Annotated in this window: 28 protein-coding genes; 16 read left to right on the top strand and 12 right to left on the bottom strand. The window is 68.9% G+C overall.

Going from position 1 to position 24,782, the window contains the following annotated elements; translation table 11 throughout:
• Positions 1-15 precede the first annotated feature (15 nt).
• A complete protein-coding gene (locus ACTJKK_RS09110) occupies positions 16-486 on the bottom strand; it encodes a hypothetical protein (RefSeq protein WP_440747745.1) in 471 nt (156 codons plus the stop codon).
• A 70-nt stretch (positions 487-556) separates the two neighbouring features.
• Here ACTJKK_RS09110 and rlmN point away from each other — a divergent pair, with 70 nt between their 5' ends.
• Positions 557-1,858 carry a 23S rRNA (adenine(2503)-C(2))-methyltransferase RlmN gene (gene rlmN / locus ACTJKK_RS09105; protein WP_440747744.1) on the top strand — a complete coding sequence of 434 codons (1,302 nt, stop codon included), beginning with the start codon at positions 557-559 and terminating at the stop codon, positions 1,856-1,858.
• Here rlmN and ACTJKK_RS09100 read toward each other — a convergent pair.
• A complete protein-coding gene (locus tag ACTJKK_RS09100) occupies positions 1,807-2,433 on the bottom strand; it encodes an NAD(P)H-dependent oxidoreductase (RefSeq protein WP_440747743.1) in 627 nt (208 codons plus the stop codon). The genes rlmN and ACTJKK_RS09100 overlap by 52 nt on opposite strands.
• A gap of 66 nt (positions 2,434-2,499) precedes the next feature.
• Between ACTJKK_RS09100 and ACTJKK_RS09095 the strand changes: the two genes are divergently transcribed.
• The 4 genes from ACTJKK_RS09095 to ACTJKK_RS09080 all read left to right on the top strand — a co-directional run bounded on the left by ACTJKK_RS09095 (position 2,500) and on the right by ACTJKK_RS09080 (position 6,357).
• Entirely contained in the window at positions 2,500-3,075 is a 576-nt protein-coding gene (locus tag ACTJKK_RS09095) for a TetR/AcrR family transcriptional regulator (protein WP_440747742.1), read from the top strand.
• 84 nt (positions 3,076-3,159) lie between these two features.
• Entirely contained in the window at positions 3,160-4,677 is a 1,518-nt protein-coding gene (locus tag ACTJKK_RS09090) for a DUF4407 domain-containing protein (RefSeq protein ID WP_440747741.1), read from the top strand.
• 118 nt (positions 4,678-4,795) lie between these two features.
• Positions 4,796-5,281, top strand: coding sequence for a hypothetical protein (locus ACTJKK_RS09085; protein WP_440747740.1), 486 nt, complete (start codon positions 4,796-4,798; stop codon positions 5,279-5,281).
• A gap of 62 nt (positions 5,282-5,343) precedes the next feature.
• Positions 5,344-6,357 carry an aldo/keto reductase family protein gene (locus ACTJKK_RS09080; protein WP_247633749.1) on the top strand — a complete coding sequence of 338 codons (1,014 nt, stop codon included), beginning with the start codon at positions 5,344-5,346 and terminating at the stop codon, positions 6,355-6,357.
• Positions 6,358-6,497: 140 nt separating this feature from the next.
• Here ACTJKK_RS09080 and ACTJKK_RS09075 read toward each other — a convergent pair whose 3' ends face one another.
• From ACTJKK_RS09075 to ACTJKK_RS09060, 4 genes are all read right to left on the bottom strand, one after another.
• A complete protein-coding gene (locus ACTJKK_RS09075; RefSeq protein WP_440747739.1) occupies positions 6,498-7,703 on the bottom strand; it encodes an aminotransferase class V-fold PLP-dependent enzyme in 1,206 nt (401 codons plus the stop codon).
• 87 nt (positions 7,704-7,790) lie between these two features.
• Positions 7,791-8,300, bottom strand: coding sequence for a glycine cleavage system protein R (locus ACTJKK_RS09070; RefSeq protein ID WP_440747738.1), 510 nt, complete (start codon positions 8,298-8,300; stop codon positions 7,791-7,793).
• A 257-nt stretch (positions 8,301-8,557) separates the two neighbouring features.
• Positions 8,558-9,625, bottom strand: a complete 1,068-nt coding sequence (locus tag ACTJKK_RS09065; protein ID WP_440747737.1) for a PLP-dependent cysteine synthase family protein — start codon at positions 9,623-9,625, stop codon at positions 8,558-8,560.
• 19 nt (positions 9,626-9,644) lie between these two features.
• Positions 9,645-10,139, bottom strand: coding sequence for a hypothetical protein (locus ACTJKK_RS09060; RefSeq protein ID WP_440747736.1), 495 nt, complete (start codon positions 10,137-10,139; stop codon positions 9,645-9,647).
• Here ACTJKK_RS09060 and ACTJKK_RS09055 point away from each other — a divergent pair.
• On the top strand, positions 10,120-10,272 hold the full coding sequence (locus tag ACTJKK_RS09055) for a hypothetical protein (protein ID WP_440747735.1): 153 nt from the start codon (positions 10,120-10,122) through the stop codon (positions 10,270-10,272). The two genes, ACTJKK_RS09060 and ACTJKK_RS09055, sit on opposite strands and share 20 nt — an antisense overlap.
• Positions 10,273-10,615: 343 nt before the next feature.
• On the opposite strand, the gene ACTJKK_RS09050 is transcribed toward ACTJKK_RS09055, so the two are convergent.
• From ACTJKK_RS09050 to ACTJKK_RS09040, 3 genes are read right to left on the bottom strand one after another with little or no spacing between them, the layout of a single operon-like run.
• Positions 10,616-11,440 carry a GntR family transcriptional regulator gene (locus tag ACTJKK_RS09050; protein ID WP_247624439.1) on the bottom strand — a complete coding sequence of 275 codons (825 nt, stop codon included), beginning with the start codon at positions 11,438-11,440 and terminating at the stop codon, positions 10,616-10,618.
• A 1-nt stretch (position 11,441) separates the two neighbouring features.
• Entirely contained in the window at positions 11,442-11,846 is a 405-nt protein-coding gene (rbsD, locus tag ACTJKK_RS09045; protein WP_440747734.1) for a D-ribose pyranase, read from the bottom strand.
• 36 nt (positions 11,847-11,882) lie between these two features.
• Positions 11,883-12,842 (bottom strand): ribokinase, encoded by a 960-nt coding sequence (locus ACTJKK_RS09040; protein WP_247633754.1) that lies wholly within the window; start codon positions 12,840-12,842, stop codon positions 11,883-11,885.
• Positions 12,843-12,963: 121 nt separating this feature from the next.
• On the opposite strand from ACTJKK_RS09040, the gene ACTJKK_RS09035 reads away from it, so the two are divergent.
• A complete protein-coding gene (locus tag ACTJKK_RS09035; protein WP_247624442.1) occupies positions 12,964-13,626 on the top strand; it encodes a transaldolase family protein in 663 nt (220 codons plus the stop codon).
• A gap of 216 nt (positions 13,627-13,842) precedes the next feature.
• Here ACTJKK_RS09035 and ACTJKK_RS09030 read toward each other — a convergent pair whose 3' ends face one another.
• Positions 13,843-14,520, bottom strand: coding sequence for a FadR/GntR family transcriptional regulator (locus ACTJKK_RS09030; RefSeq protein WP_247624443.1), 678 nt, complete (start codon positions 14,518-14,520; stop codon positions 13,843-13,845).
• Positions 14,521-14,567: 47 nt separating this feature from the next.
• On the opposite strand from ACTJKK_RS09030, the gene ACTJKK_RS09025 reads away from it, so the two are divergent.
• The 7 genes from ACTJKK_RS09025 (at position 14,568) to ACTJKK_RS08995 (ending at position 20,576) form a co-directional block, all read left to right on the top strand.
• Positions 14,568-15,530, top strand: a complete 963-nt coding sequence (locus ACTJKK_RS09025) for an amidohydrolase family protein (protein WP_440747733.1) — start codon at positions 14,568-14,570, stop codon at positions 15,528-15,530.
• A 106-nt stretch (positions 15,531-15,636) separates the two neighbouring features.
• Positions 15,637-16,005, top strand: a complete 369-nt coding sequence (locus ACTJKK_RS09020; RefSeq protein ID WP_247956977.1) for a DUF6507 family protein — start codon at positions 15,637-15,639, stop codon at positions 16,003-16,005.
• Positions 16,005-17,969, top strand: coding sequence for an alpha/beta hydrolase (locus ACTJKK_RS09015; RefSeq protein ID WP_440747732.1), 1,965 nt, complete (start codon positions 16,005-16,007; stop codon positions 17,967-17,969). Before ACTJKK_RS09020 ends, ACTJKK_RS09015 begins: the two co-directional genes overlap by 1 nt.
• Positions 17,966-18,412 carry a hypothetical protein gene (locus ACTJKK_RS09010; RefSeq protein WP_247956975.1) on the top strand — a complete coding sequence of 149 codons (447 nt, stop codon included), beginning with the start codon at positions 17,966-17,968 and terminating at the stop codon, positions 18,410-18,412. The genes ACTJKK_RS09015 and ACTJKK_RS09010 overlap by 4 nt, the downstream gene beginning before the upstream one ends.
• A 739-nt stretch (positions 18,413-19,151) precedes the next feature.
• On the top strand, positions 19,152-19,607 hold the full coding sequence (locus ACTJKK_RS09005) for a hypothetical protein (RefSeq protein WP_440747731.1): 456 nt from the start codon (positions 19,152-19,154) through the stop codon (positions 19,605-19,607).
• 143 nt (positions 19,608-19,750) lie between these two features.
• On the top strand, positions 19,751-20,128 hold the full coding sequence (locus ACTJKK_RS09000) for a hypothetical protein (RefSeq protein ID WP_440747730.1): 378 nt from the start codon (positions 19,751-19,753) through the stop codon (positions 20,126-20,128).
• Positions 20,115-20,576, top strand: coding sequence for a hypothetical protein (locus tag ACTJKK_RS08995; RefSeq protein ID WP_440747729.1), 462 nt, complete (start codon positions 20,115-20,117; stop codon positions 20,574-20,576). Before ACTJKK_RS09000 ends, ACTJKK_RS08995 begins: the two co-directional genes overlap by 14 nt.
• Positions 20,577-20,722: 146 nt before the next feature.
• Here the strand turns inward: ACTJKK_RS08995 and ACTJKK_RS08990 are convergent, their stop codons facing one another.
• Both ACTJKK_RS08990 and ACTJKK_RS08985 read right to left on the bottom strand, forming a co-directional pair.
• Positions 20,723-21,475: an SDR family NAD(P)-dependent oxidoreductase gene (locus ACTJKK_RS08990; RefSeq protein ID WP_440747728.1), complete on the bottom strand. Its 753-nt coding sequence runs from the start codon at positions 21,473-21,475 to the stop codon at positions 20,723-20,725.
• Entirely contained in the window at positions 21,472-22,332 is an 861-nt protein-coding gene (locus ACTJKK_RS08985; RefSeq protein WP_440747727.1) for a fumarylacetoacetate hydrolase family protein, read from the bottom strand. The genes ACTJKK_RS08990 and ACTJKK_RS08985 overlap by 4 nt, the downstream gene beginning before the upstream one ends.
• A gap of 124 nt (positions 22,333-22,456) precedes the next feature.
• Here ACTJKK_RS08985 and ACTJKK_RS08980 point away from each other — a divergent pair, with 124 nt between their 5' ends.
• Together ACTJKK_RS08980 and ACTJKK_RS08975 are read left to right on the top strand one after the other, a co-directional pair.
• Positions 22,457-23,752: an L-fuconate dehydratase gene (locus ACTJKK_RS08980; protein WP_440747726.1), complete on the top strand. Its 1,296-nt coding sequence runs from the start codon at positions 22,457-22,459 to the stop codon at positions 23,750-23,752.
• Positions 23,739-24,710: an aldo/keto reductase gene (locus ACTJKK_RS08975; protein WP_440747725.1), complete on the top strand. Its 972-nt coding sequence runs from the start codon at positions 23,739-23,741 to the stop codon at positions 24,708-24,710. Before ACTJKK_RS08980 ends, ACTJKK_RS08975 begins: the two co-directional genes overlap by 14 nt.
• The last annotated feature ends 72 nt before the right edge of the window (positions 24,711-24,782 follow it).

Below are 24,782 nucleotides of genomic sequence, written 5' to 3'. Positions count from 1 at the left end.
CGCGTCCGGGCCTGCTCAGGCACGCCAGGCGTCGATCAGGTCCTTCGACTCCTTGAGGCCGAGGCCGGCCTCTTCGCGCAAGAGCTTGATTGCGGCGATCGGCTGCTCGGCGGCGACGAGTCGATCGATCTCGGCCACTGCCTCGGACGGCAGCGAGGCGCGCAGCGACCCGACGTCGTGGAAGACGGGCGGCTGGATCGGAATCGCGGTCGTCGCGGGGGCGGTGCCGACCCGCCAGTGGTCGATGCGGCGCTTCGCGGACTGCAGGCTCTCGCCGGTGTGCTCGCGCAGGGTCTTGATCGCGACGATCTTGCTGTCGGCACGCACCAGATCGTCGATCTTCGCGACCACTTCGGGGGCGATCGGCACCGGAACGCCTGGGGTGACCTCGGGCACCTTCGGCCGCATGCCCCGCAGGGCTGCGGCCACGATGGCGATCACGATGATCGCGCCGACGATGATCCCGATGATCCACACGAAGTCCATGCCGGTCAGTCTAGGCAGGGGCCCCGACAGTCCAGCCGTCTCCCACCCGCTCGCCGGTACCCTGGAAGGTATGACCGAGAACCCCCGCACGCGCGAGACGCGCCCTGCAGCATCCGCGTCCGCCCCCGAGGGTCGACCCGCCCAGGGCAAGGTGCGCACCACGGGTCCCACCCAGGTGCGCCCGGCGACCGAGGGCTGGACCCAGCAGAAGGACGCCGAGGGGCGCCCGCTGCTGCAGTTCGCCAGCCCCAAGCGCGGCAAGCCGCCCGTGCACCTCGCCGACCTCACGCCCGAGGAGCGCGTCGAGAAGGTGAAGGAGCTCGGCCTGCCCGGCTTCCGCGCCAAGCAGCTCGCGACCCACTACTTCCGGCACTACACGTCCGACCCCGCGCACATGACCGACCTCCCGGCCGGGATCCGCGACGAGCTTGTCGCCGGCATGCTGCCCCCGCTCATGACCGAGGTGCGCCGTCTCGAGACCGATCGCGGCGACACGATCAAGTTCCTCTGGCGCCTGCACGACGGCGCCCTCGTCGAGTCGGTGCTCATGCGCTACCCCGGCCGCATCACGCTCTGCGTGTCGAGCCAGGCCGGCTGCGGCATGAACTGCCCGTTCTGCGCGACCGGCCAGGCGGGCCTCACGCGCAACATGTCGACGGCCGAGATCGTCGAGCAGATCGTGCGCGCCAACCGCCTCATCGCCGAGGGTGGTCTGGGCGGCAAGAAGTCCGACGACCACAGCATGGAGCGCGTCTCCAACATCGTCTTCATGGGCATGGGCGAGCCGCTCGCCAACTACAAGCGGGTGATGGATGCCGTGCGCATCATGGTCGCCCCGGAGCCCGAGGGGCTTGGCATGAGCGCCCGCGGCATCACCGTCTCGACCGTCGGCCTCGTGCCCGCGATCAGGAAGCTCGCCGACGAGGGCATCCCGGTCACCTTCGCGCTGTCGCTGCACGCGCCCGACGACCACCTGCGCGACGAGCTCATCCCGGTGAACTCCCGCTGGAAGGTCGACGAGGCCCTCGACGCCGCCTACAACTACTACGAGAAGACCGGTCGCCGCGTCTCGATCGAGTACGCGCTCATCAAGGACATGAACGACCACGCCTGGCGCGCCGACCTCCTCGCCGAGAAGCTCAACCAGCGCGGTCGCGGATGGGTGCACGTGAACCCCATCCCGCTGAACCCGACGCCGGGGTCGATCTGGACCTCGTCGGAGAAGGACGTCACGGCCGAGTTCGTGCGCCGCCTCAACGACGCCGGCATCCCGACGACCCTCCGCGACACCCGCGGCAAGGAGATCGACGGCGCCTGCGGTCAGCTCGTCGCGACGACGGAGGACGAAGCGGCCTCGGCCGCGATGGCCTGACCGCGCCGCGCATCGCGGCGCCCGTCCGCGGTGCCGAGCCGTTCGGCATCCGTGAGCCAGCGCCCGATCCTCTCGGGTGAGGCGTTCTTGACGCCCAGCATCCGGTGCGCGCGCACCGATCGGATGCCGCAGAACCGCATCGTGTTGCGCACCACCTGGCGCTGCGCCGGCAGTCCCGTGAAGGGTGCCGCGTACCAGGGGGTGTCGGCGAGCAGCAGCAGGCGTCCGTGCGGTGCGGTGAGCAGACCGATCGGCAGCCCCTGCGGCGAGTAGCGGTACTCCTGCTGCGGCAGCAGGGCGCGATCGAAGAAGCCCTTGAGCAGCGCCGGCACCGACCCCCACCACAGCGGCGTCGCGATGACGATCGTCTGCGCCTCGGCGAGAGCCTGCTTGGCGTCGAGCAGGTCGGGTTCGAGGGTCATGCGCTGCCGGTATCCGAAGCGCAGGTGCGGGTCGAAGTCGAGGTCGCGCAGGGCGAGCACGCGGGCATCGCCGTGACCTGTGGCGTAGCGCTGCGCGAGTGAAGCGGTGAGGGATTCGGCGTACGGGTGGCCGTCGATCACGAGAGCGGTCATGCGTCGGTTCCAATCTGGACAGTGTCAAGCAGGTGGACAGTGTCAAGATAGGAGACAATGTTGCGCGTGTCAAGTTCGAAGACGGGGTACCACCACGGTGATCTCGCGCGCGCCCTCGAAGACGCCGCGATGCAGTTGCTCGAGCGGATGCCGGCCGCCGACATCAGCCTGCGCGAGGTCGCTCGCGCCGCCGACGTCAGCCACAACGCGCCGTACCACCACTTCTCCGATCGTCTCGGCCTGCTCAAGGCGATCGCCGAGCGCAGCATGGCCGATCTGCTCGCCCAGGTTCGGAACGCGACGACGGATGCCGCGACCCCCCGGGCGGCGCTCGCCGCGGGCGGCGAGGCCTACATCCGGTTCGCCGTCGAGCATCCGCATGCCTTCGACGCCGTCTACGACCCCACCGTCTGCGTGCCGGGCTCGCCCACCGCGACGATGGCCCCGCTGATCGATGCGCTCGAAGGAGCGCTCGCCGCGGCGGCGGCCGCCACCGGACTCGACCGACCCACCGACGTCGTCGCGCTCTGGGGCCTCATCCACGGCCTCGGCACCCTCGCCGCCGCCGGGCACTTCGGCCTCGACGACGCCCTCGGCTCCTACGAGGCTCTTCTCGGCAGGCTGCTGCCCGCCGGGGTGTGATCCGGAGCGCGCCCCTCCCGAACCTGGGAGCCGTCAAAGCCTTCTTCCACCGCGCGCACAGGCGACCTTTCGTAGATTGTCGGGATGCCCTATTCCGCCCACCGACCGGGTCGCTTCGACTCGCAGGGTCGGATCATCATCGACGGCGACCCGAACGCCCCGACGGATGACCTCGACTTCCTGCGCGAGTACGAGCCCACAGGTTCCGCCGACGAGCCGTTCATCACGGACTCCGCCACGCGCGAGACCCCGCGCCCGGAGACCGCCGACGACTCGGCAGGATCGGATGCCGCGGCATCCGCACCGTCGAAGCCCGCCCGCGCGCCCCGCCCGCCGCGGAAGCGCAAGCCCCGCGCGCCCCGCACCCCGGGCTCGCGCCTGCGGCAGCTCGCGATCCTCGGCGGGGCCGAGGGCGAGATCCTCGACCGCGTCCCCGGCGAGACGCCGCGCTTCGTGCAGATGTTCTTCGTGCTCGCCGGCACCGCCCTGGTCTCGGCGATCTCGATGCTGTTCGCGCTCACGACCGGTGTGGGGGCCGCGATCTGGCTGGCCGTTCCGCTCGCGCTCGTCTGGGCGCTGATCATCTTCAACCTCGATCGCTTCCTCACCTCGACCATGGCGTCGACGCGCAACGTGTGGCGCCTCATCGGCCTCGCGATCCCCCGAGTGATCATGGCCGCGATCATCGGATTCGTGGTCGCCGAGCCGCTCGTGCTGCAGGTGTTCCACAACGACATCGCCCGCGAGGTCGCCTCGACCAACATCACGCAGTCGCAGACCGACCAGGAGGCCCTCGAGTCCGGCCCCGAGAAGATCGCTCTCGACGCCGCGACGGCCAAGGTCGCCGAGCTCGAGAACCAGGCGGCGACGGGCATCGTGGCGGGAACCGATTCGTCGTCGGCATCCGAATCCGCCGCCCAGGCGACCGTCGACGACCTCACGACCAAGCTCGCGGACCAGCAGACCGTCATCGACCAGGCCCGCGCGCTCTACCAGTGCGAGCTCACCGGCGAGGGTGCGGGCACCGTTCCCGGCTGCACCGGGGTGAACGGCGAGGGCGCGAGTTCCGACGCTGCCCAGGCCCAGCTCGCCCAGGCCCAGCAGACCTACGACGGCCTCGCCGAGCAGCTGCGCGTCGCGAACGAGGAGCTCGCCGCGGCCGGCACCGCCGCGAAGGAGAACACCTCGACCTCCGAGGCGACGAACCGCCAGACCGCGCAGGACCAGCTGCCCGCCGCACGCGACACCTACGACCAGGCGCTCGCGGCCTACAACGCCCGAGCGGATGCCGTGGCGCAGGGCAACGCCGGAGCGACCGGCCTCCTCAGCCAGATCAGCGGGCTGAACCGCCTGAGCGAGAAGGAGCCCACGATCCTCTGGGCGCACATCCTCATCGCCGCGCTGTTCTTCATGATCGAGCTGCTGCCCGTGCTGGTGAAGGTGCTCACCTCGTACGGCGACCCGAGCCTCTACGAGAAGGCCGCGGCGATCCGCAAGCAGGTCGCGCTCGACAAGGTCACCGCCGAGGGCTTCGCCGATCGCGCCTCGATCGTGCAGACGCAGTCGGCCGCGGTGACCGAGACGGCGGCGCGCACGAGCTGAGCGGTTTCACCCCTCGGTGAGGGGCCAAGACACGCCGCAACGGATGCCGAGTGAGCGGCGTGTCTTGACTCCTCGCGGTGGCGGCGGGTTCCCAGGCTCGGTCTCTACGGTGATGGCCATGGCTTCATCTCGTCGTGCGACCGTGTGGGTGTCGCTGGTCGGCGTCGTCGCGGTCGCCGTCTACGCCGCCGTCGCCGCGCTGCAGATCATGGTGCTCAACCCGCTCGCCGCGGCTCCGGGCCGGACGCTCGATCAGATCCGGGCCGACATGGGAGAAGCGGGCGAGAGCCTGAGTCCGATGTCGGTGCTCGGCATCCTCGGTATCGGAGTCGTGCTGTCCGTCGTCGTCGCGATCGTCGCGATCGTCGGGCGGATGCCGGCGGCGATCGCCGCGATGGTCTTCCTGGGCCTCGTGGTTCTCGGGACCCTCGGGTACTTCGCCGCATCGTTCGGGGCGGGCATGGGGCTCGCCGACACCTACGGGATCGGCGGTGCCGACTACTCGCCGTGGGCGCGTCCGCTCTACGCCGCGAGTCTGATGGCACTCGGCGTCCTGCTCGTCCTCGCGGTTCGCGAGATGCGTCACCGCGCGCGCCGGACATGAACGTCTGAGACCGGTCACGGAAACCGACCCGCGGTGTCGGCGACCGGCGCTAGCGTTAGAACATGGTCAACTATCGCTATCTCGGCAACAGTGGTCTCAAGGTCTCTGAGATCACCTACGGCAACTGGGTCACCCACGCCTCTCAGGTCGGCGACGACGCCGCCGTCAAGACGGTGCACGCGGCGCTCGACGCCGGCATCACCACGTTCGACACCGCCGACACCTACGCCAACACCGCGGCCGAGGTCGTGCTCGGCAAGGCCCTCGAGGGGCAGCGCCGCGAAGGCCTCGAGATCTTCACCAAGGTCTACTTCCCGACCGGTCCCAAGGGCCCGAACGACACCGGCCTCAGCCGCAAGCACATCATGGAGTCGATCAACGGCTCGCTGACCCGTCTCGGCACCGACTACGTCGATCTCTACCAGGCGCACCGCTTCGACTACGAGACCCCGCTCGAGGAGACGTTCCAGGCCTTCGCCGATGTCGTCCGCCAGGGCAAGGCGCTCTACATCGGTGTCTCGGAGTGGACGGCCGAGCAGCTGCGCGAGGGCCACGCGCTCGCCCAGCAGCTCGGCATCCAGCTCATCTCGAACCAGCCCCAGTACTCGATGCTGTGGCGCGTCATCGAGGGCAAGGTCGTTCCGGCCTCCGAAGAGCTCGGCATCTCGCAGATCGTCTGGTCGCCGATGGCGCAGGGCGTGCTCAGCGGCAAGTACCTGCCCGGTCAGCCCGTGCCCGAGGGTTCGCGCGCGACCGACCCGCACAGCGGTGCCGACTTCATCAAGAACTTCCTGCAGGACGACATCCTCACCGCGGTCCAGCGCCTCAAGCCGATCGCCGAGCAGGCGGGCCTCACGATGCCGCAGCTCGCGATCGCCTGGGTGCTGCAGAACCCGAACATCGCGGCAGCCCTGGTCGGAGCATCGCGCCCCGAGCAGCTCGCCGACACCGTCAAGGCATCGGGAGTGAAGCTCGACGCCGACACGATGGCGGCGATCGACACCGCCCTCGGCGACACCGTCAACCGCGACGCCGAGCACACCTACTCGACCTCGCCGAAGACCCGCCTGGTCTGAGCATCCGCGTCTGACGCACCCGTACGAGGCCCCCTGCACACCGCGGCAGGGGGCATCGTCGTGCGAGAGGGGCTTCGAGGATTGAAGCCGGGGACGATCGGTCTCGGCGCCCGCCGACGCGTCGACGGTGTGGCGGACGGTCAGCGGATGCCGGCGCGCGCCACGAGCCACGGCACTGCGACATCGACGAACCGCTCGATGTCGGATGCCTCCGTGTAGAGATGCACCGAGAGCCGCACGTACCCGGCACCTTCAAAGCTCGTGAATGCGGTCTCGATGCCGGTCGCGGGGAGGATCTCGGCGCGCAGCGCATCCGCCTCTTCCCGGGTCGCCCCCAGCCCGCGCGGCAGGCGGATCAGTCGCATCGACGGGACCGGCGAGGGGACCGGCGTGAGCGGTTCGGCATCGGCGAAGCGACGGAACGCCGCCGCGATCGCCTCGGCCCCGGCATCCGCCATCTCGGTCATGACCGTGCGCGTGCGCTCCCACCCGATCTCGCGCTCGACGAACTCGATCGCGGTCGGCGTCGCGAGATACCCGGTCGCGTCGATCGTGCCCTGGTAGTCGAAGCGCGAGGGGAAGGGGTCGTGCGCATTCCACGAGTCGATCAGCGGCCAGAGGTCGTCGCGATCCGCGGCGGTCGTCACCAGCAGCGCAGATCCGCGCGGCGCGCACGGCCACTTGTGCAGATTGCCGAACCACCACGTGCCGCCCGCCGCTGACGCGGCATCCGGGAGGAGGCCCGGCGCGTGCGCACCATCGATCAGCGTGCGCGCACCGTGGTGCGCGGCGATGTCGGCGATGCGTCGCGTCGGCATCAGCCGGGCCGTCGGCGACGTGATCTGATCGACCACGACGAGACGCGCGCGATCCCCGATCTCGGCGGCGAATCGGTCGACGATCTCGTCGTCGGAGGCGAGCAGGGGGATCGTCACCGTTCGGACGGTCGCACCCGTGCGGCGCGCCAGCCGCTCCGCGCCCATCGTCACCGCGCCGTATCCGTGATCGGTGACGATGATCTCGTCGCCCGGTTCGAGGTGCATCGCGTTGTAGACCACGGTCGCCGCGGCCGAGGCGTTCGGCACGAATGCGACGTCATCGGCGCGCGCGCCCACGAAAGGTGCCGTGCGCTCGCGGGCCTCGCGCGTGCGCTCGCCGAGAGTGGGAAACCACGCGACCGGATTGAGGTCGCCCTGGCGACGCAGAGCATCCTGATGCTCGATCACGGCGGTCGGCGGAGCGCCGAACGATCCGTGATTGAGGTGCACGGTCGCGGGATCGAGGGGCCACGCGTCGCGTGCCCGCGCGAACGACCGCAGCGCCACGGGAGCGGGGAATGCTGTCATCGCGGGGCTTTCCACATTCTGTTGTCTGCTCCTGCCGGCCATCCGGGCGGCTCGGCGAGAGGCGCGGGCGAGTGGCGCGCGAACCCGTCAGGCGAGAGTGATGTCGACCTGGATCTCCGCCGCCAGCTTCTCGAGGTCGGTGCGCAGCGCATCGAGATCAGCGGATGCCGGCACCGTCGCCGTGACCGTCGACTCGAACAGGCGCCCACCGGCCATCGCGGCGTCGCGCGTCTCGGTGTCCATGCTCGTGATGCTGAGCGCGTGGGAGGTCAGAACCCCGGAGATCTCGTGGACGATCCCCGCGCGGTCGTTGCCCAGCACCGAGAGCGAGATCGAGCTCGCGTCGGGGTGGGCCTCGGCATCCGATCCGGTGTGGATCGTCACGGTGAGCAGTCCTGTCAGGGCGCGCAGCGCGGCCTGCAGTTCGGCGACCCGATCGGCGGCCACCGAGACCTCGATCACCCCGGCGAAGGTGCCCGCGAGCTCGGCGAGGCGGCTGTTCTCCCAGTTGCCCCCGTGGGCGTCGACGGCATCGGCGACGGCGGCGACGAGGCCCGGACGGTCTGCACCCGCGACGGTGAGGATCAGAGTAGTCATGGGGTCAGCGTAGTCGGCGGTGCGCGAGGGGCCCGGGCCTAACTCAGGAAGAACGGATGCCGGGGCGCGTGAAACGGGCCGAATCAGCCGATTTCGACACGATGTTCCTGAGTTGGGTACGGGGCGTCTCGGGGTGGGACCCTTCGACAGGCTCAGGGACCCAGTTTCTGGGGCCCTTCGTCGCGCTGCGCTCGCTCAGGAACCGGGTCTGGGCAACGGCCCCTGCGCGAGGAGCGCAGCGGCGAGACGAAGGGCGCTCAGTCGGCGAGCTCGGTCCAGAGGCCGGTGTCGAGGAAGCCGTCGAGGCGGGCGCGGTGCGGGGCGAGGTCCCAGCCCTGTGCTGCGACCCACTCGTCGGAGTAGTAGGTGCCGGCGTAGCGGACTCCGCTGTCGCAGATCAGGGTCACCACGCTCCCGGTCTCGCCCGCGGCGCGCATGCGCGCGATCAGCTGGAACGCCCCGTACAGGTTCGTGCCGGTCGACCCGCCCGCCCAGTGCAGGGTGCGCTCGCGCAGCAGACGGATCGCCGCGATCGAGCCGGCGTCGGGCACGCGGATCATCTCGTCGATCACGCTCGGAACGAACGACGGCTCCACGCGCGGTCGGCCGATGCCCTCGATGCGGCTCGGGCGCCCGGCCGGAGCATCCGCCGTTCCCGCCCAGCCGTCGTAGAACGCCGAACCCTCGGGATCGACGACCGCGATCTCGGTCGTGTGCCGCCGGTAGCGCACGTACCGGCCGAAGGTGGCGCTCGTGCCGCCGGTCCCGGCGCCGACCACGATCCAGCGGGGGATCGGATGCCGCTCCTGCGACAGCTGGCTGAACACGCTCTCGGCGATGTTGTTGTTGCCGCGCCAGTCGGTCGCGCGCTCGGCGTAGGTGAACTGGTCGAGGTAGTGGCCGTGGCAGTCGGCGGCGAGGCGACGGGCCTCGGGCGACATGTCCTCGGCGCGGTCGACGAAGTGGCACGTGCCGCCGTAGAACTCGATGAGGTCGATCTTCTCCTGCACGGTCGAGCGCGGCACGACGGTCACGAACGGGAGCCCGAGCATCCGGGCGAAGTACGCCTCGGACACGGCGGTCGAACCACTCGACGATTCGACGAGGGTCGTGTCGCCCCGGATGAGTCCGTTGACGAGGCCGTAGAGGATCAGCGACCGCGCGAGGCGGTGCTTGAGCGAGCCGGTCGGATGCACCGACTCGTCCTTCAGGTACAGGTCGATGCCCCACTCGGCGGGCAGCGGGAAGACGTGCAGGTGGGTGTCGGCACTGCGGTTGGCGTCGGCCTCCAGCAGAGCGATCGCGTTGCTGGTCCAGGAGTCCACCGTTCGAGCGTACCCGGGCTCAGTTGTCGGTGTAGCCGCCTTCGCCGGTGTCGCCGTCGTAGGTGAACGTGCGGTCCGACAGGATGATCTCGATGTCGGAGCCGAGGGGCTCCTGGGCGAGCAGCTTCCGCTCGAGTTCGGCGACCTCGTCGAGATACTCCGACGGGTCGGCTCCCCAGATCGCCGCTACCTTCATGTCGGTGAGCAGGTACAGGAACGCACTCACAGCCGTCTGGTTGAACTCGTTGTCGGGGATCTGCTGCCACAGCGAGCCGTTCTGCCGGGCGCGCTTGTACTCGTCGATCTTGCTCTGGATGACGACATCGGCCGATTCCCCGCCCGTGTCGCTCGGCGGGGTGGAGGACTCCTCCTCGGGCGCGATCTCGTCGTCGTCGGCATCCGGTGCCGCCGGTGCGGAATCCTCGCTGCTGGTGGGAACGGCTTCGGGCCGGTTGTTCTGCGAGACGATCACGCCCGCGATCGCGGCGATGCCGATGAGCAGCACGACGCTCATCGCGATGATCGCCACCGTCAGGCCCGATCGGCGCGGCTTCGACGGTGGTGGGGACGCGGGACCGACGGAGGCCGGGTATCCGGCGGCGGGCGGGTACGCGTTCGGAGCCGGGTACGCTCCCGGCGCCGGATAGCCGCCGGGAGCGAATGCCGGCGCGGATGCGGCGGGTGGTGCCGGATATCCGGGTGCCGACGGCTGTTCGACCGGCGCGGACTGGCCCGGTGGCGCGTAAGACGGCCCGGGCCGATACGCGGATGTCGGCCGGTAACTCTGGGGTGGCTGGTACTGCGTCGGTCGGTACTGCCCCGGCTGGTGCTGACCGGGAGGCAGCGGGGCGCCCGGTGGGAGAGCCGGGGCCGTGGCATCCATCCCCACCGGCGGAGCCAACGGAGGCTGGGCGGGCGGCGGGGGAGTTGCGGGCGTCGGCGGAGCGGGAGGCACGACGGGCTCGCTCCCGGATGCCTGCTCGTCGCCCGTCACGGCTGGACCCGCGTGCTGCCGGCGAGTGTCATGCCGCCGCGGCCGTCGACATGCAGGAGGGAGGCCTGCGACTGCTCCTGCTGCAATTGGAACTCGAAACGCGAGCGGTCTCCGCGGTGGTAGGCGATGAAGTACTCGATCGGGGTGTCGTCGTCGGTGCGGCTCACGCTGCGCAGACGCAGCAGGGCGGATCCGGCGCTGACACCGAGGTGGCCGGCCTGCTCGTGCGTCGCCACCGTCGCCTCGGCCGATCGCACACCGCGGGTGGCGACGATGCCGTGCTCGGCGAGCACCCGGTACAGAGAGGAGTCCGACAGATCGACGCCCAGGGTGACCGCGCCGACGGCATCCGGCATCCACGTGGTCGACAGCGACCAGGGCTCGTCGTCGACGTGGCGCAGCCGCTCGAGCACCACGACCCGCGACCCGACCGGGATCTCGAGAGCCGCCGCGATCTCGTCGTCGGCGACGGCGAACTCGTGGCGCAGCACGTCGCTGTGCACATGGCCGCCGCGACGCTCGACGTCGTCGTACAGACCCACGAGCGTGTGCACCAGGCTCTCCGCCGTGCGCGGGCGCGAGACGAAGGTGCCCTTGCCCTTCACGCGCTCGACGAGACCCTCGTGCTCGAGCTGCGCGAGCGCCTGGCGCACGACGGTGCGCGAGACGCCGTAGCGCTCGCAGAGTCCGTGCTCACCCGGGAGGGGATCGCCCGGCTGCAACCCGTCGCGCGCGATGCCGTCGACGATCAGCTGCCGCAACTGGTCGTACATCGGTGCGGCGGAGTGGCGGTCGATCGCGTCGGGAAGCACGGCGGACATGTTAGTACGCCACGCCCGCGTGCAGGATCACATTCGCGTACGGGGTGAACTCGCCGGAGCGCACGAACGCCCGCGCCCCGTGGGTGAGCTTCTTGAAGTCGATGTGCGGCACGAGCTCGATCTCGAAGTCCATGCCGGCGAACCGCTCGCGCAGCGCCTCGAGCACCTCGGGGCTCTTCTCGGCTACCTCGGCCGAGACGGTGGCGCCCTCGACGACGAGCTCGGCGAGCACGGTGTCGAGCACGTCGAAGAACGCGGGTGCTCCCGGCCGGTAGGCCAGGTCGATGCGCTCCGACCCCGGAGGGATCGGCAGGCCCGCATCGGTCACGACGAGCAGGTCGGTGTGCCCGGTCTCGCTGATGACCCGCGACAGCGCGGGGTTGATCGTGGTCGCGGTCTTGCGCATGGCGGCTCCGGTCTCTCTGTGTGATGTGGTGGGCGGTCAGCCGACGGGCGCCGCTTCGCGCTCCGCGAGGAACGCGTCGACGTCGGCGCGCAGCGGCAGGCTCGGCGAGGCGCCCTGCTTCGTGACGGTCAGGGCGCCCGCGGCCGTCGCCAGACGCACGGCGTCGGCGAGGCTGCTGCCGTTCGCGAGCGCGGCGCCGAGATACCCGGCGTAGGCGTCGCCGGCGGCGGTGGTGTCGACAGCGGTGACGGGGAACGGGGGAATGACGGATGCCCCGTCCGAGGTGACCACGCACGACCCCTGTCCGGCGAGGGTGATGACCGCGGCGCCGACGCCCTGGTCGAGGAACCAGCGTCCGGCGCGCTCGGCGGATTCGGCATCCGTCACCTCGATGCCGCTGATGAGCGTCGCCTCGGTCTCGTTCGGTGTGACGATGTCGATGTTCGCCCACACCTCGACGGGCAGCGTCGCGGCCGGTGCGGGGTCGAGGATCACGGTCATGCCGTGCTCGCGGCCGCGGCCGGTGATGTGCGCCGTGAGGGCCGAGGGCGTCTCGAGCTGGGTGAGCAGCACCGAGGTGGTCGGGGCGAGGGCGGCGAGCGCCTCGTCGATCTGGTCGGTGTTGAGGGAGGCGTTGGCGAGCGGCACCATCACGATGTCGTTCTGCGCCGAGGCGTCGACCCGGATGTGCGCGATGCCGGTCGGGCCGGGCACGGTGCGCAGGTGTGCCAGGTCGACCCCGGCCTCGCTCAGGCCGTCGACGACGAGGTCGTGGAAGAGGTCGTCGCCCACGCATCCGACGAAGCTCGTGCGGGCGCCGGAACGGCCGGCGGCGACGGCCTGGTTGGCGCCCTTGCCGCCCAGCATCAGGGTGAACTGATCGCCCAGGATCGTCTCGCCCCGCGCCGGGAGGCGCTGCGAGAAGGTGGTCACATCGGCGGTGACGCTGCCGACGATCACGACGCCGGAACGGTCTTCGGGGTGTGCGGGGGCCATGTCGCTCCTGGTCGTCTTCGACGGCGATGTACGTCGGCCGGAGCTTTGACATCGCCCCGCGCCTGTCATTACATTAGCCGAAAGCGAACCTGTAACGACAGGTTGTCCCCGAGGAGTCCCGATGACCGTGATCGCCCCCCGCCTGTACGTCGACAGCGCCGACGTCGACCGGGTGTCCCGGCTCCTCGCCGCGGGCGTCGTGCACGGTGTCACCACGAATCCCACCATCCTCGAACGCGGCGGGCGCACCGCCGGCGAGATCCCGGAGCTCTACGCCCGGTGGGAGTCCGAGGGAGCCGCCGAGATCTTCTTCCAGACGTGGGGCGGCGACACCGCGTCGTTCCTGCGCAACGCCGAGCGCATCCGCGAACTCGGACCGCGCGTCGCCGTGAAGGTGCCGGCGACCGCTGCCGGGTTCGCCGCGGCATCCGCTCTCGTCGCCGATGGAGCGACCGTGCTCGTGACGGCCGTCTACTCCGTCGCCCAGGCGCTCGCGTGCGCGAGCATCGGTGCGCAGTACATCGCGCCCTACCTCGGGCGCATGCGCGACGCGGGCATCGACGGCGACACCGTGATCGCCCGCATGCAGGAGGTCTGCGAGGGCAGCGGATCGAACGTGCTCGCCGCGTCGCTGCGCACGGCCGACGACATCGTCGGGCTGCGCCTGGCCGGAGTGCCCTACTTCACCGCCGCGCCCGACGTGATCGAACAGGCGCTGTTCCACGAGGTCAGCGACAGCTCGGCGGCCGAGTTCGACGCGGCCATGGTGCGCCTCGGGGCGTAGCGGTTTCACCCTGAGGTGAGCTACTGCAGGCGTGAGGGGTCAAGACACGCCGCCTCTCGGTCGAGCATCGCGGCGTGTTGTGACCCCTCGCGGATCGCGCGCGGGGGCACTTCTGCGTGAGGGGTCAAGACACGCCGTGTCCCGAGTGAGCTAGGCGGCGTGTTGTGACCTTTCGCGGTCGGGCGGGCGAGAGAGGTGGGCGGGAGGGACGGATGCCTAGGCCGAGGCGGCCTGGCGCAGCCACCGCTCCACGCCCGCGATGTGGGCCGTGGCGAGCGAGGTCGCGAGCGCCGGGTCGTGGCGGGCGATGGCATCGGCGATCGCGCGGTGCTCCGACAGGGTGCGCTCGACCGCGCCGCCCTCGGTGAGTCCGCGCCACACGCGGGCGCGCACGGTCTGACTGCTGAGGTGCTCGATCAGGCTCGCGAGGTACGCGTTGCCGGCCATGCCGACGATCTCGCGGTGGAAGCGGATGTCGTGCTCGACGAGTTCCTCGATCGTCACCGAGGCGTCGACGCGCTCGACCTCGTCGACGAGGGCTGCGACCTGCTCGTCATCGCCGAGGGTCGCGGCGAGGCCGGTGGCCTGCGACTCCAGCATCCGCCGTACGGCGAAGATCTCGAGCATCGAGTCGTCGTCGTGCATGTCGACCACGAACGAGATCGCCTCGAGCAGCAGGTGCGGTTCGAGGCTCGTCACGTAGGTGCCGTCGCCGCGGCGCACGTCGAGCACGCGGATGACCTCGAGGGCCTTCACCGCCTCGCGCATCGAGTTGCGTGACAGGCCGAGACGCTCCGACAGTTCCTTCTCGGGGGGAAGCCGATCGCCCGGCGACAGCTCGCCCGACACGATCATCGCCTTGATCTTCTCGATCGCCTCATCGGTGACTGCCATGGCCGTCATCCTAGCCAGTGATCCGATGTCTGAGGCAGGATGGGCGTATGCGAGTCCTCGATACGCACCTGCACATGTGGGACGAAGAAGTCCTCACCTACACCTGGCTGGAGGGTCCCTACGCCTACCGCTTCGCCGAGACCGAGGTCGAGCACGATCGCCTCGACGTCGAGCGCGAGGAGGCGGTGTTCGTCCAGGCCGAGACGACCGAGGGCGATTACATCGGAGAGGTGCGGTGGGTGCAGTCCCTCGCCGGGCGCCTCGGGATCGCCGGAATCGTCGCCGGAGCGCAGCTGCACCGCGGCATCGACACGGTGACGCACCTCGAGGAGCTGGCGACGCATCCGCTCGTCGTCGGTGTGCGCCACAACCTGCAGAACGATCCCGACGGCCTCGCCGTGTCGAGCGCCTTCGTGACCGGAGCGCGCGAGGTCGCCGCCCGCGGGTGGACGTTCGACGTCTGCGTGCGGGCCGCGCAGCTGCCCGACATCGCCCGCCTCGCCGGCGCCGTGCCGGAGCTGCGGATGGTGCTCGACCACCTCGGCAAGCCCGCCGTCGGCACGGCGGATGCTCCGCTCGCCCCGTCGGCGGAATGGGTGCGCGACATCGAGGAGGTGGCGAAGCATCCGGAGACGTTCTGCAAGCTCTCAGGTCTGCCCGCCGAATCCGGGGGCGTGTGGAGCGCCGAGCAGCTCGTGCCGTTCCTCGACGCCGCCGCGGATGCCTTCGGCGTCGAGCGCCTGATGTGGGGGAGTGACTGGCCGGTGTCGTCGATCGGCCCGGCCGAGGAGGGCGACCCGCACGCGCCGGCCGACGGCTCGGCGACGTACCAGCCGCACGCGCGGCAGCGCTGGCTCGACACCGTGGTCGAGTGGGCCGAGACGCGCGGGCACGACGTCGACGCGATCCTGTGGGCGAACGGACGGCGGTTCTACCGATTGGACGACCCACGGGTGGAGTCGGCGGATGCTCCCCGCCGGGGGTTCTTCGGGCGGCTGTTCGGGGGCTGAATCAGCGGGGCGTACGGGCTATCCACATCAATCTCCGTCCGCCGATTCTCGCCTCGCGGATTATGGGAGGCTCACCTCGTCAGTCGTGCGTGCTGGAGGGGGTCCCGTGGGGCAATGGAGTGTGGATGCCGAGGGTGTTCTCGGTGTCGTGACGGGTGTGGATACGGCGGGACCGGACTGCGAGAAAGCCCACCGCGACATCACCGATGCGGCAGACTCGGGCGCGACGCTGTCGGTGGGCGGGCGAACGGTGTTGAGCGCGGCGTGGGAAACGTTCATCGAGGACCGTGCGCTCGTGCCGGGCAAGATCATGCACACGATCGCAGCCGCGGCTGGAGCGCTGAGCGAGGCGACTTCTGCACTCGTGGCGGGCGATGAGCAGATGTCCCTCGACATCAACGCGGCTCAGCGCACTGCCGAGAGCTGGGGCATTGCTCCGCCGAGGGCTTACAACCCGTCAGGGGGTGCGAGCTGATGGCGATCTCCGAAGACACGGTCGCCGAGGTGGTGTCGCCCGCGAACGTCGAGTATCTCGACTCGCTGCTGTCCTCGGCGCAGTCGGCGCTCGATGCCGCGATGGATGTCGCGCAGGAACATTGGCTGACAGTGCCGGATGTCTTCCAGGTCGTCGGGGCGGAGGGCGTGGACTACCTGCTCGACCCGTCGTCTCGCGCGGTGCAGGAATGGGGCACCGCACTCGCATCGGCGCGGACGGCGCTGTCGGATGCCGCGACCGACACCCTCCCCGCATTGGTCACCCGGCGCACGCGACTTCTCGAGCGGATCGTCGAGGTGAACAGGCAGTCGTCGGATGCCGATGGTGCGGTGGCCCTCGCGGATGCCCAGTACTGGTCGGCGTACGGCAGCGACCCGGAGTCTTCTTCGACCACGTCGGCTCGGGAGTCGCGGACCGACGCGCTGCACAGCCAGGAGCAGGCCCGCGAGATCGTGTCGCAACTCGAGATCGATATCGAGACGTTCCGTCGTGATGTCGAAGCGGAGGAAGAGGCCATCGCGAGGAAACTGACGGGAATCAGTGGTGGCGATGAGGTTCTCGGCGCGTGGGGTGACGAGGTGCGGGTCTCGCAGACGTTTTGGGGTTTTGCCGAGCAGGCGTATCCGGGTGCGCCCCGGGAGATCTCTGATCTGTCGGACAACCTGCGTGACTCCGTCGCGCAGGCGACTGTCGCGCGGATCAATAAGTTGAGCGTGATCGATCCGACCGCCGCGGAGGAGTGGGTCGATGCCCATCCCGAGTTCGTCTCGGCAGTCGGGTTCATCGACCCGGCAGTGGCGGCGCGTCTGTGGCAAGGGATGGCCTCGGAATCGACGCGAGCCTCAGACGACGGAGGTGAGCGCTGGGCGACGGGGCCGCTGGCTCAGCTCTTCGATATCGCGCCGTTCGCCATCGGGAACTTGAACGGGATCCTGGCGAAGGACCGCGACGAGTTCAACCGCGAAACGCTGCGGCAGACTCTCGACGATCCCGATGCATCCGCGGAGCAGCGTGCCGCGGCTGAGCAGACCCAGAAGGCGCTGGATCGCGCGCTGGCATCGTCGCCCGCGGGCACGGTCGTGCAGCTCGTCGCGTTCGAGGTTCCGTCCGACGGTGGAGAGCGCGACATGCGGGCAGCGGTCTCGGTGGGCGACCTCGACACTGCGCAGGACGTGGGAATCATGATTCCTGGCATGAACAGCAGCGTTGCGGAGTCGATCGCGGGGTTGGTGGGGAATGCCGTCAACATGCAGGAGGCGCAGGTCAACATCAGCAATCCCCGGACGACGGCGACCGTCGCGTGGATGGGATACGAGTCGCCCACGAGCGTTCCGATGGGGCGTACCTACGTCGGTGAGGAGACCTTCGCCCAGACCGGCGCAATCTCCCTCGGCCATTTCCTCGGCGGTGTCGACGCGGCCAACGCGACAGCCCAAACGACGGTGCACGCGCACTCGTACGCAACGCGAGTGGCGACCTACGCGCTGTCTTCGGGCGAGTACGGCGGGGCAGAGGTGGATCACTTGGTGCTCTATGGCTCGCCAGGGATCGCGGAGTCAGTGCGAACGGTGGACGACCTGACGGGCGTGCCGATGGGCGAAGTCTATTCGACGAAATCGCCGGGAGATCAGTACGTCGCGCCTGCGTATGGCGTCGATCGGACACTGGCGCATGTCGGACTGTCCCTGCTGACGGGCAACGTTGGCGCCTTGGGTGTCGCGGAGATGGGGGAGGCGGAGTCCGACATTCGTGGCGAGGACAACGTCGATCCGAATGACTCGGATTTCTGGGGCAAGGACGAGCGCAATGTCTTCACTTCTGACGGCGTGCTCGGGCACTCAGTGGACCAGACGGAGGTGTCAGACGGGTACTGGAGCAGGGGATCGGACCCTTTAAAAGACGGGGCACTGATCTCGGCCGGAAGAGGGGGTGAGGCGCGATGAAGAGAGGCAAGCAGGCGATCATGGTGCCGTTGATTCTGATCTTGATCGCACTCACCACATCAGGTTGTGGGTTGATCGGAGCGAATCAGATGAACAGTGATGTGGCGCGGGAGCAGCTGGATTCTGCAGTTGAGGCCGTGCAGACGGTCGTCGGAGAGCACTGGGAGGTCGAGGTTGCCCCGGTCATCTCGAGTTGCTCTCGAACCCATGGTCAGTGGGTGGGGACGTGGACCGCAACGACTGCGGAGGATCGCGCCTCGTCATATGACTCGGTAATGGGCGCGCTCAGCGACCTCGGGTTCACCACTCGGATTCTCGGTCCCAACTCCACGACGCCCTCGGTCGGGGCTCAGTCATCCGATGGCTTCGGAGCCGAGTTCGTCATCCTCAATGACGGAGAAACCATCAGATTGAACGTCGGGTCGGATTGTTTCGTCGAATAGAGGACGGGGCATTCAATGTCTTCGAGTCGGACGGTGTTCTGGGGCACTCGGCAGACAAGACTTCAGATTCGGACGGCTATTGGAGTCGGGGATCCGACTCGATCGACGATGGTGCGCTGATCGCGGTAGGACGGGGGGACGAAGTCGAATGAGGGGGCGGGGTGTATACACGGCGAGGTTGTCCGGTGTGCTTGCGGCAATGGTTCTGATCTTGGGGACGTTTGGTTGCGCCGGCGCGGATGGGAATGAGATGAATTCGAACAAAGCGCGAGAGCAGTTAGAACTCGTGGCGGAGGCGGTGCAGTCGGCTACGGGCGCGGAATGGGAGTCCGTGACCGAGGTAGGGCCGTTGGATTGCTCCTCTGAGCTTGAGCAACTGGCTGCGTCCTGGAAGGCAACGGCCACGGTAGACCGTGAGGCGGCGTACTCGGCGGTACGTGAAGCTCTCGAGCATGTTGGGTTCTCGACGTACGTGATCGCAGCGAGCTCGACAACACCCTCAATCGGATCTCAAACAGGCGAGGGGTTTGGGCTGGCGTTCTCGTATCCGATCGAGGGAGGCCCACTGTATCTATCTGTGGGGAGCGACTGCTTCCCACTTGAGGAGTGGCCGGATGAGGAGGGCTAACTCGGCCGCGATCGGCTCCTCCGACATCGCAACTCTCGCGATCGGCGTCCTCAGCTCGAACGTCTCGCTTTTCGGCCGGTTTCTTGGACGGCCCAGAGGGGAAGAAGCCAGATGAATTCTGCAATGAAAACACGCTGGCTTGCCGTGGCGGCCCTGTTGCTGAGCCTCCACGCGCTGACGGCTTGTGGATCACCCGGAAGGAACGAGATGACCAGCGAAGAGGCGCGAGAGCAACTGTCAACGGCTGTGGATGTGGTCAAGACTGCGACCGGGCAAGGGTGGGTTGTCGACATAGAACCGACCCTCCTTGGATGCTCCCGAGCGCATAGCCAATGGACCACGAGTTGGAGCGGTTCGCCGACAACGGACCGCGATTCGTCGTACGCGTCTGTGCGCGAAGCTCTTGAAGAGGCCGGATTCGCGACTTACATCAATGGAGAGCACACGACGACCCCGGTTCTGTCGGCGCAGGCTGCCGATGGTTTCGGCCTTGACTATTCGCAACCGATCGAGGGTGGGCCCGTCGGATTCAACGTGAGTAGTGGTTGCTTTCCTGAAGGCGAATGAACACTCTCGATGGCCAACAGGCGGTGGACAGAGGAACTCCAATAAGCGCACAATCTGGGCACCTCGCGAGGCGATGGCTTGCGTCCGCGGCAACGGTGCTGGTTCTCGGGCTGATCGGCTGTGCGCACATCGAAGGGAATGAAATGAACTCCGACAAGGCCCGAGAGCAATTGACAGTGGCGGCCGAGGCAGTGCAGTCGGCGACAGGTGCGGACAGGGAGCCCATGACCGACGTGGGTCCGATCGGCTGTTCGCCCGGTCTTGAGCGGATGAAGGCGTCCTGGAAAGGCGTTGCAACGGCAGATCGTGATGCGGGATACGCGGCTGTCCGTGAGGCTCTGGAGGAAGTCGGGTTCGAGACGCGCATTCTCGGCCCGAACTCCACGACACCTGCCGTGGCGTCTCAAACGGTCGACGGTTTCGGACTCGACTTCGCGTACCCGACCGAAGGCGGGCCGCTGTACCTCTACGTGAGCAGCGATTGCTTCCCGCTCGAGGAATGGCCGGATGAAGAAGATTGAGCAGACGGCGACGCGCACGCTCTCGGTAACAGCGATCGGACTCGCCCTCGTCTTCACCGGGTGCAGCACCGACAAAGACGCCGCCATGAACTCGACGAAGGCTCGTTATCAGTTGGACATCGCGGTGGAAGCCGTGCAGTCGGCGACAGGGGAGGACTGGGTGCTCGAAGTAGCGCCCGGGCCGATCGGTTGTTCTACTCCCGGTCTCGAGCACCTGACTACCTCGTGGAAGGCGACGGCGACGGTAGATCGTGATGCGGCGTACACGGCGGTGCGCGAGGCCCTGGAAGACGTCGGGTTCGAGACTCGGGTTCTCGGACCGGACTCCAGGACTCCCACTGTCGCATCCCAGACCGGAGAAGGATTCGGGTTGGACTTCGCCTACCCGATCGAAGGCGGACCCGTTTATCTGCACATCGGAAGCGATTGCTTCCAGCTCGAGGAGTAGCCGAGCGACGAACCGGACGACTCCGCCCCCTGACCCGCATACACAGCGAAGGAGATCTCACCTCCCGCAGGAGCATCCGACCCATCTGCTCCTGCGCAACGCGAGATCTCCTCCGTGACGTGCGACGTGCGACGTGCGACCCGCGTCTACTCCGACCGCAGTCGCAGCTGCGCCATGCCGCCGTCGACCTCGATGAACGTGCCGGTCGTCGAACCGGCCGCCGGCGAGACGAGGTAGGCGACGGCCGCCGCGACCTCGGCCGGGCTCACGAGTCGGCCGTGCGGCTGGCGGGCTTCGAGGGCCGCGCGCTCGGCGTCGGGATCGGATGCCGCGCCCAGCAGTCGCCCGACCCAGGGCGTGTCGGCGGTGCCGGGGTTGACGGCGTTCACGCGGATGCCCTCACGCAGGTGATCCGCCGCCATCGCGCGGGTGAGGGCCGAGACGGCGCCCTTCGATGCGGTGTACAGCGCGCGCTGGGGGAGTCCGGTGGTGGAGGCGATGGATGCCGTGTTGCAGACCGCCGCGGCCGGCGACTCGCGCAGCCAGGGCAGAGCGGCCGAGGTCACGCGGGCGATGCCGGTGACGTTGATCGACAGCACGCGGGCCCACTCGTCGTCGTCATTGGCGGTGATGTCGCCGGTCGCGCCGATACCGGCGTTGTTGACGACGATGTCGAGGCGTCCGAACTTCTCGCCGACGGCTGCGATCGCTGCATCGACGCTCGCCCGGTCGGAGATGTCGGCCGTGAACGCGGCGAAACGGGCATCCGCTCCGGAGGTGTCGCGGTCGAGGATGGCGACCTGGGCGCCATCCTCGTGCAGCCGCACGGCGATCGCCGCGCCGATGCCCGAGGCGCCGCCGGTGACGATCGCGACCAGGCCGTCGAGTGCGCCGGTCACTTCGCCGCCTCCCAGGCCACGAACTCCTGGCGCTGGTGGCCCAGGCCGTCGATCTCGACCTCGACCACGTCGCCCGGGGCGATGTAGGGGAAGTTGCCCGAGAGCGCGACGCCCTGCGGGGTGCCGGTGAGGATGAGGTCGCCCGGCTCGAGGGTCACGTACTGCGACAGGTGGTGCACGATGTGCTCGACCGAGAAGATCATGTCGCTCGTGTTCGAGTCCTGACGCGGCTCGCCGTTGACGAAGCTGCGCAGGCCGAGCGCGTGGTGGTCGACCTCGTCGGGAGTGACGAGCCACGGGCCGGTCGGGTTGAAGCCTGCCGCGATCTTGCCCTTCGACCACTGGCCGCCCGAGACGACCATCTGGAAGTCGCGCTCCGAGACGTCGTTCGCGAGTACGAAGCCGGCGACGTGGGCCATCGACTCCTCCGGCGAGTCGAGGTACGCGGAGCGGGTGCCGATGACGATGCCGAGCTCGACCTCCCAGTCGGTCTTGCTGCTGCCGCGGGGGATCGTGACGGTGTCGTTCGGGCCGACCACGGTGTTCGGGGTCTTCAGGAACAGGATCGGGATGGTCGGCGGTTCGGAGCCGGACTCGGCGGCGTGCGCGGCATAGTTCATGCCGATGCAGATCACCGCGCTCGGACGCGCGATGGGCGCGCCGATGCGGAGGGCCGCGGCATCCTCGAGCTCGGGGAGTTCGCCGGCATCGCGGGCGGCGGCGACGCGGGAGACGAAGTCGCTTTCGAGGAAGTCACCGTTCACATCGGATGTCACCGACCGGAGGTCGAGGTAGCGATCACCCTCGACGAGGACGGGGATCTCTGTACCTGGGGTGCCGAGCCGCGCGAACTTCATGATTCTCCTGATCCTTCGGGTGGCCGCCCAGTGACGGCCGTCGTCGTTGACAGTATAGACATCGGATGTTTACACTCCAAGGGATTGCATGGGATTTCTCCATGCCCCGAGAGGAACCGTACCCGTGAGCCGCATCGTCGCACTCGACACCACCGACATCCGCTTCCCCACATCGCTCAGCCTCGACGGCTCCGACGCGATGAACCCCGACCCCGACTACTCGGCCGCGTACGTGGTCGTGCGCACCGATGCCGAGGACGGCATCGACGGCCATGCGTTCGTGTTCACCATCGGCCGCGGCAACGACGTGCAGGTCGCGGCGATCGACGCGCTCGCGGGGCATCTCGTCGGACGCGAGATCGAACCGCTGCTCGACGACATGGGCGGAACCTTCCGCGAGATCATCGGCGACTCGCAGCTGCGCTGGCTCGGCCCCGAGAAGGGCGTCATGCACATGGCCATCGGCGCCGCGATCAACGCGCTGTGGGACATCAAGGCCAAGCGCGCGGGGATGCCCCTCTGGCAGCTGCTCGCCCGGATGACGCCCGAGGAGCTCGTCGACCTCGTCGACTTCCGCTACCTCACCAACGCCCTCACCCGGGACGAGGCCCTCGAGATCCTCCGTGCCGCCGAGCCCGGCCGCATCGAACGCGAGCGCGAGCTGCTCGCGTCCGGCTACCCGGGATACACGACCAGCCCCGGCTGGCTCGGCTACTCGGACGAGAAGCTCGAGCGTCTCGCCCGCGAGGCCATGGCCGACGGCTTCACCCAGATCAAGCTCAAGGTCGGCGCCGACCTCGACGACGACATCCGCCGCTTCCGCAAGGCCCGCGAGGTGTGCGGCCCCGACTTCCCCATCGCGATCGACGCGAACCAGCGCTGGGAGGTGTCGGAGGCGATCGAGTGGGTGAACGCGCTCGCCGAGTTCCATCCCGCCTGGATCGAGGAGCCCACCAGCCCCGACGACATCCTCGGTCACGCCGAGATCGCCCGCGGCGTCGCCCCGATCCGGGTCGCCACCGGCGAGCACGCGCAGAACCGCATGATCTTCAAGCAGCTGCTGCAGGCCGACGCGATCTCGGTGATGCAGATCGACGCCGTACGCGTCGCCGGCGTCAACGAGAACATCGCCAACCTGCTGCTCGCCGCCAAGTTCGGGGTCCCCGTCTGCCCGCACGCCGGCGGAGTGGGGCTCTGCGAGGCCGTGCAGCACCTGTCGATGTTCGACTTCGTCGCCGTCACCGGCACCCGCGAAGGCCGGATGATCGAGTTCGTCGACCACCTGCACGAGCACTTCGTCGTGCCCACCGACATCCAGGGCGGGTCGTACATGGCCCCCACCGCACCCGGGTCGGGCATGGAGATGAAGGCCGACAGCATCCGCACCTACACGTGGACCGGCGCGCATGTCGTCGCCTGATCGCGTGCTCGACATCCCCGCCCTCGGCTACGGCGCGGCGAACGTCGGCAACCTCTTCCGCGCACTGAGCGACGACGACGCCTGGGCGGTGCTGGATGCCGCGTGGGAGAGCGGCATCCGCTACTACGACACCGCCCCGCACTACGGCCTCGGCCTGTCGGAGCGGCGCCTCGGCGCCTTCCTGCAGACGAAACCCCGCGACGAGTTCGTGCTGTCGACCAAGGCAGGACGACTCCTGCGCCCGAACCCCGAGCACACCGGCGGCCTCGACACGGCCAACGACTTCCACGTGCCCGACGACCTGCAGCGGGTGTGGGACTTCTCGGCCGACGGCATCCGTCGGAGCCTCGACGAGTCGCGCGAACGCCTCGGCATCGAGCGCATCGACCTGCTGTACCTGCACGACCCGGAGCGGCACGACCTCGACCTCGCGCTCGCCGAGGCCCTGCCCGCGATGGAGCAGCTGCGCGCCGACGGACAGGTCGCGGCGATCGGCATCGGATCGATGGTGTCGGATGCCCTGGCGACTGCCGTGCGCTCCGCCGACCTCGACCTCATCATGGTCGCGGGGCGCTACACGCTGCTCGAGCAGCCGGCCGCCGCCGACGTGCTGCCGGCGTGCCGGGAGACCGGAACGGGGATCGTCGCGGCATCCGTCTTCAACTCCGGACTGCTCGCGGCGAGCGAACCGCGCCGCGATGGTCGGTACGAGTACGGTCAGCTGCCCGACGACCTGTGGGATCGCCTCGTGCGCATCGCCGCGGTCTGCGCCGACCACGGTGTGCCGCTGCCGGCCGCCGCGATCCAGTTCCCGCTGCAGGCGGCCGAGGTGCGCTCGGTCGTCGTCGGCGGCAGCCGCCCCGCGCAGCTCGAGCAGAACGCCGAGTACGCCGCGCTGGCGATCCCCGCCGAGCTCTGGCAGAACCTGGCCGCCGAGGGGCTCATCCCGGCGCGCTGACCGCCGCTGCCCCGTGGCCGTAGAGACCCGGGGGGGTGCGGGAACGAAAAAGGAGGCAAAACAACACAACAA

Source organism: Microbacterium sp. 22179 (assembly GCF_052045715.1).
Taxonomy (GTDB): domain Bacteria; phylum Actinomycetota; class Actinomycetes; order Actinomycetales; family Microbacteriaceae; genus Microbacterium; species Microbacterium galbinum.
Note: the sequence above shows the minus strand (reverse complement) of the source record. Positions and strands in the feature narration are given on the sequence as shown.

Bases quoted from the DNA above. Each gene is read 5' to 3' on its own strand.
- ACTJKK_RS09110 (WP_440747745.1), bottom strand. From the start codon at position 486: ATGGACTTCGTGTGGATCATCGGGATCATCGTCGGCGCGATCATCGTG.
- rlmN (WP_440747744.1), top strand. From the start codon at position 557: ATGACCGAGAACCCCCGCACGCGCGAGACGCGCCCTGCAGCATCCGCG.
- ACTJKK_RS09100 (WP_440747743.1), bottom strand. From the start codon at position 2,433: ATGACCGCTCTCGTGATCGACGGCCACCCGTACGCCGAATCCCTCACC.
- ACTJKK_RS09090 (WP_440747741.1), top strand. From the start codon at position 3,160: ATGCCCTATTCCGCCCACCGACCGGGTCGCTTCGACTCGCAGGGTCGG.
- ACTJKK_RS09085 (WP_440747740.1), top strand. From the start codon at position 4,796: ATGGCTTCATCTCGTCGTGCGACCGTGTGGGTGTCGCTGGTCGGCGTC.
- ACTJKK_RS09080 (WP_247633749.1), top strand. From the start codon at position 5,344: ATGGTCAACTATCGCTATCTCGGCAACAGTGGTCTCAAGGTCTCTGAG.
- ACTJKK_RS09075 (WP_440747739.1), bottom strand. From the start codon at position 7,703: ATGACAGCATTCCCCGCTCCCGTGGCGCTGCGGTCGTTCGCGCGGGCA.
- ACTJKK_RS09070 (WP_440747738.1), bottom strand. From the start codon at position 8,300: ATGACTACTCTGATCCTCACCGTCGCGGGTGCAGACCGTCCGGGCCTC.
- ACTJKK_RS09055 (WP_440747735.1), top strand. From the start codon at position 10,120: ATGAGCAGCACGACGCTCATCGCGATGATCGCCACCGTCAGGCCCGAT.
- ACTJKK_RS09060 (WP_440747736.1), bottom strand. From the start codon at position 10,139: ATGAGCGTCGTGCTGCTCATCGGCATCGCCGCGATCGCGGGCGTGATC.
- ACTJKK_RS09050 (WP_247624439.1), bottom strand. From the start codon at position 11,440: ATGTCCGCCGTGCTTCCCGACGCGATCGACCGCCACTCCGCCGCACCG.
- rbsD (WP_440747734.1), bottom strand. From the start codon at position 11,846: ATGCGCAAGACCGCGACCACGATCAACCCCGCGCTGTCGCGGGTCATC.
- ACTJKK_RS09040 (WP_247633754.1), bottom strand. From the start codon at position 12,842: ATGGCCCCCGCACACCCCGAAGACCGTTCCGGCGTCGTGATCGTCGGC.
- ACTJKK_RS09035 (WP_247624442.1), top strand. From the start codon at position 12,964: ATGACCGTGATCGCCCCCCGCCTGTACGTCGACAGCGCCGACGTCGAC.
- ACTJKK_RS09030 (WP_247624443.1), bottom strand. From the start codon at position 14,520: ATGGCAGTCACCGATGAGGCGATCGAGAAGATCAAGGCGATGATCGTG.
- ACTJKK_RS09025 (WP_440747733.1), top strand. From the start codon at position 14,568: ATGCGAGTCCTCGATACGCACCTGCACATGTGGGACGAAGAAGTCCTC.
- ACTJKK_RS09015 (WP_440747732.1), top strand. From the start codon at position 16,005: ATGGCGATCTCCGAAGACACGGTCGCCGAGGTGGTGTCGCCCGCGAAC.
- ACTJKK_RS09010 (WP_247956975.1), top strand. From the start codon at position 17,966: ATGAAGAGAGGCAAGCAGGCGATCATGGTGCCGTTGATTCTGATCTTG.
- ACTJKK_RS09005 (WP_440747731.1), top strand. From the start codon at position 19,152: ATGAATTCTGCAATGAAAACACGCTGGCTTGCCGTGGCGGCCCTGTTG.
- ACTJKK_RS09000 (WP_440747730.1), top strand. From the start codon at position 19,751: ATGAACTCCGACAAGGCCCGAGAGCAATTGACAGTGGCGGCCGAGGCA.
- ACTJKK_RS08995 (WP_440747729.1), top strand. From the start codon at position 20,115: ATGAAGAAGATTGAGCAGACGGCGACGCGCACGCTCTCGGTAACAGCG.
- ACTJKK_RS08985 (WP_440747727.1), bottom strand. From the start codon at position 22,332: ATGAAGTTCGCGCGGCTCGGCACCCCAGGTACAGAGATCCCCGTCCTC.
- ACTJKK_RS08975 (WP_440747725.1), top strand. From the start codon at position 23,739: ATGTCGTCGCCTGATCGCGTGCTCGACATCCCCGCCCTCGGCTACGGC.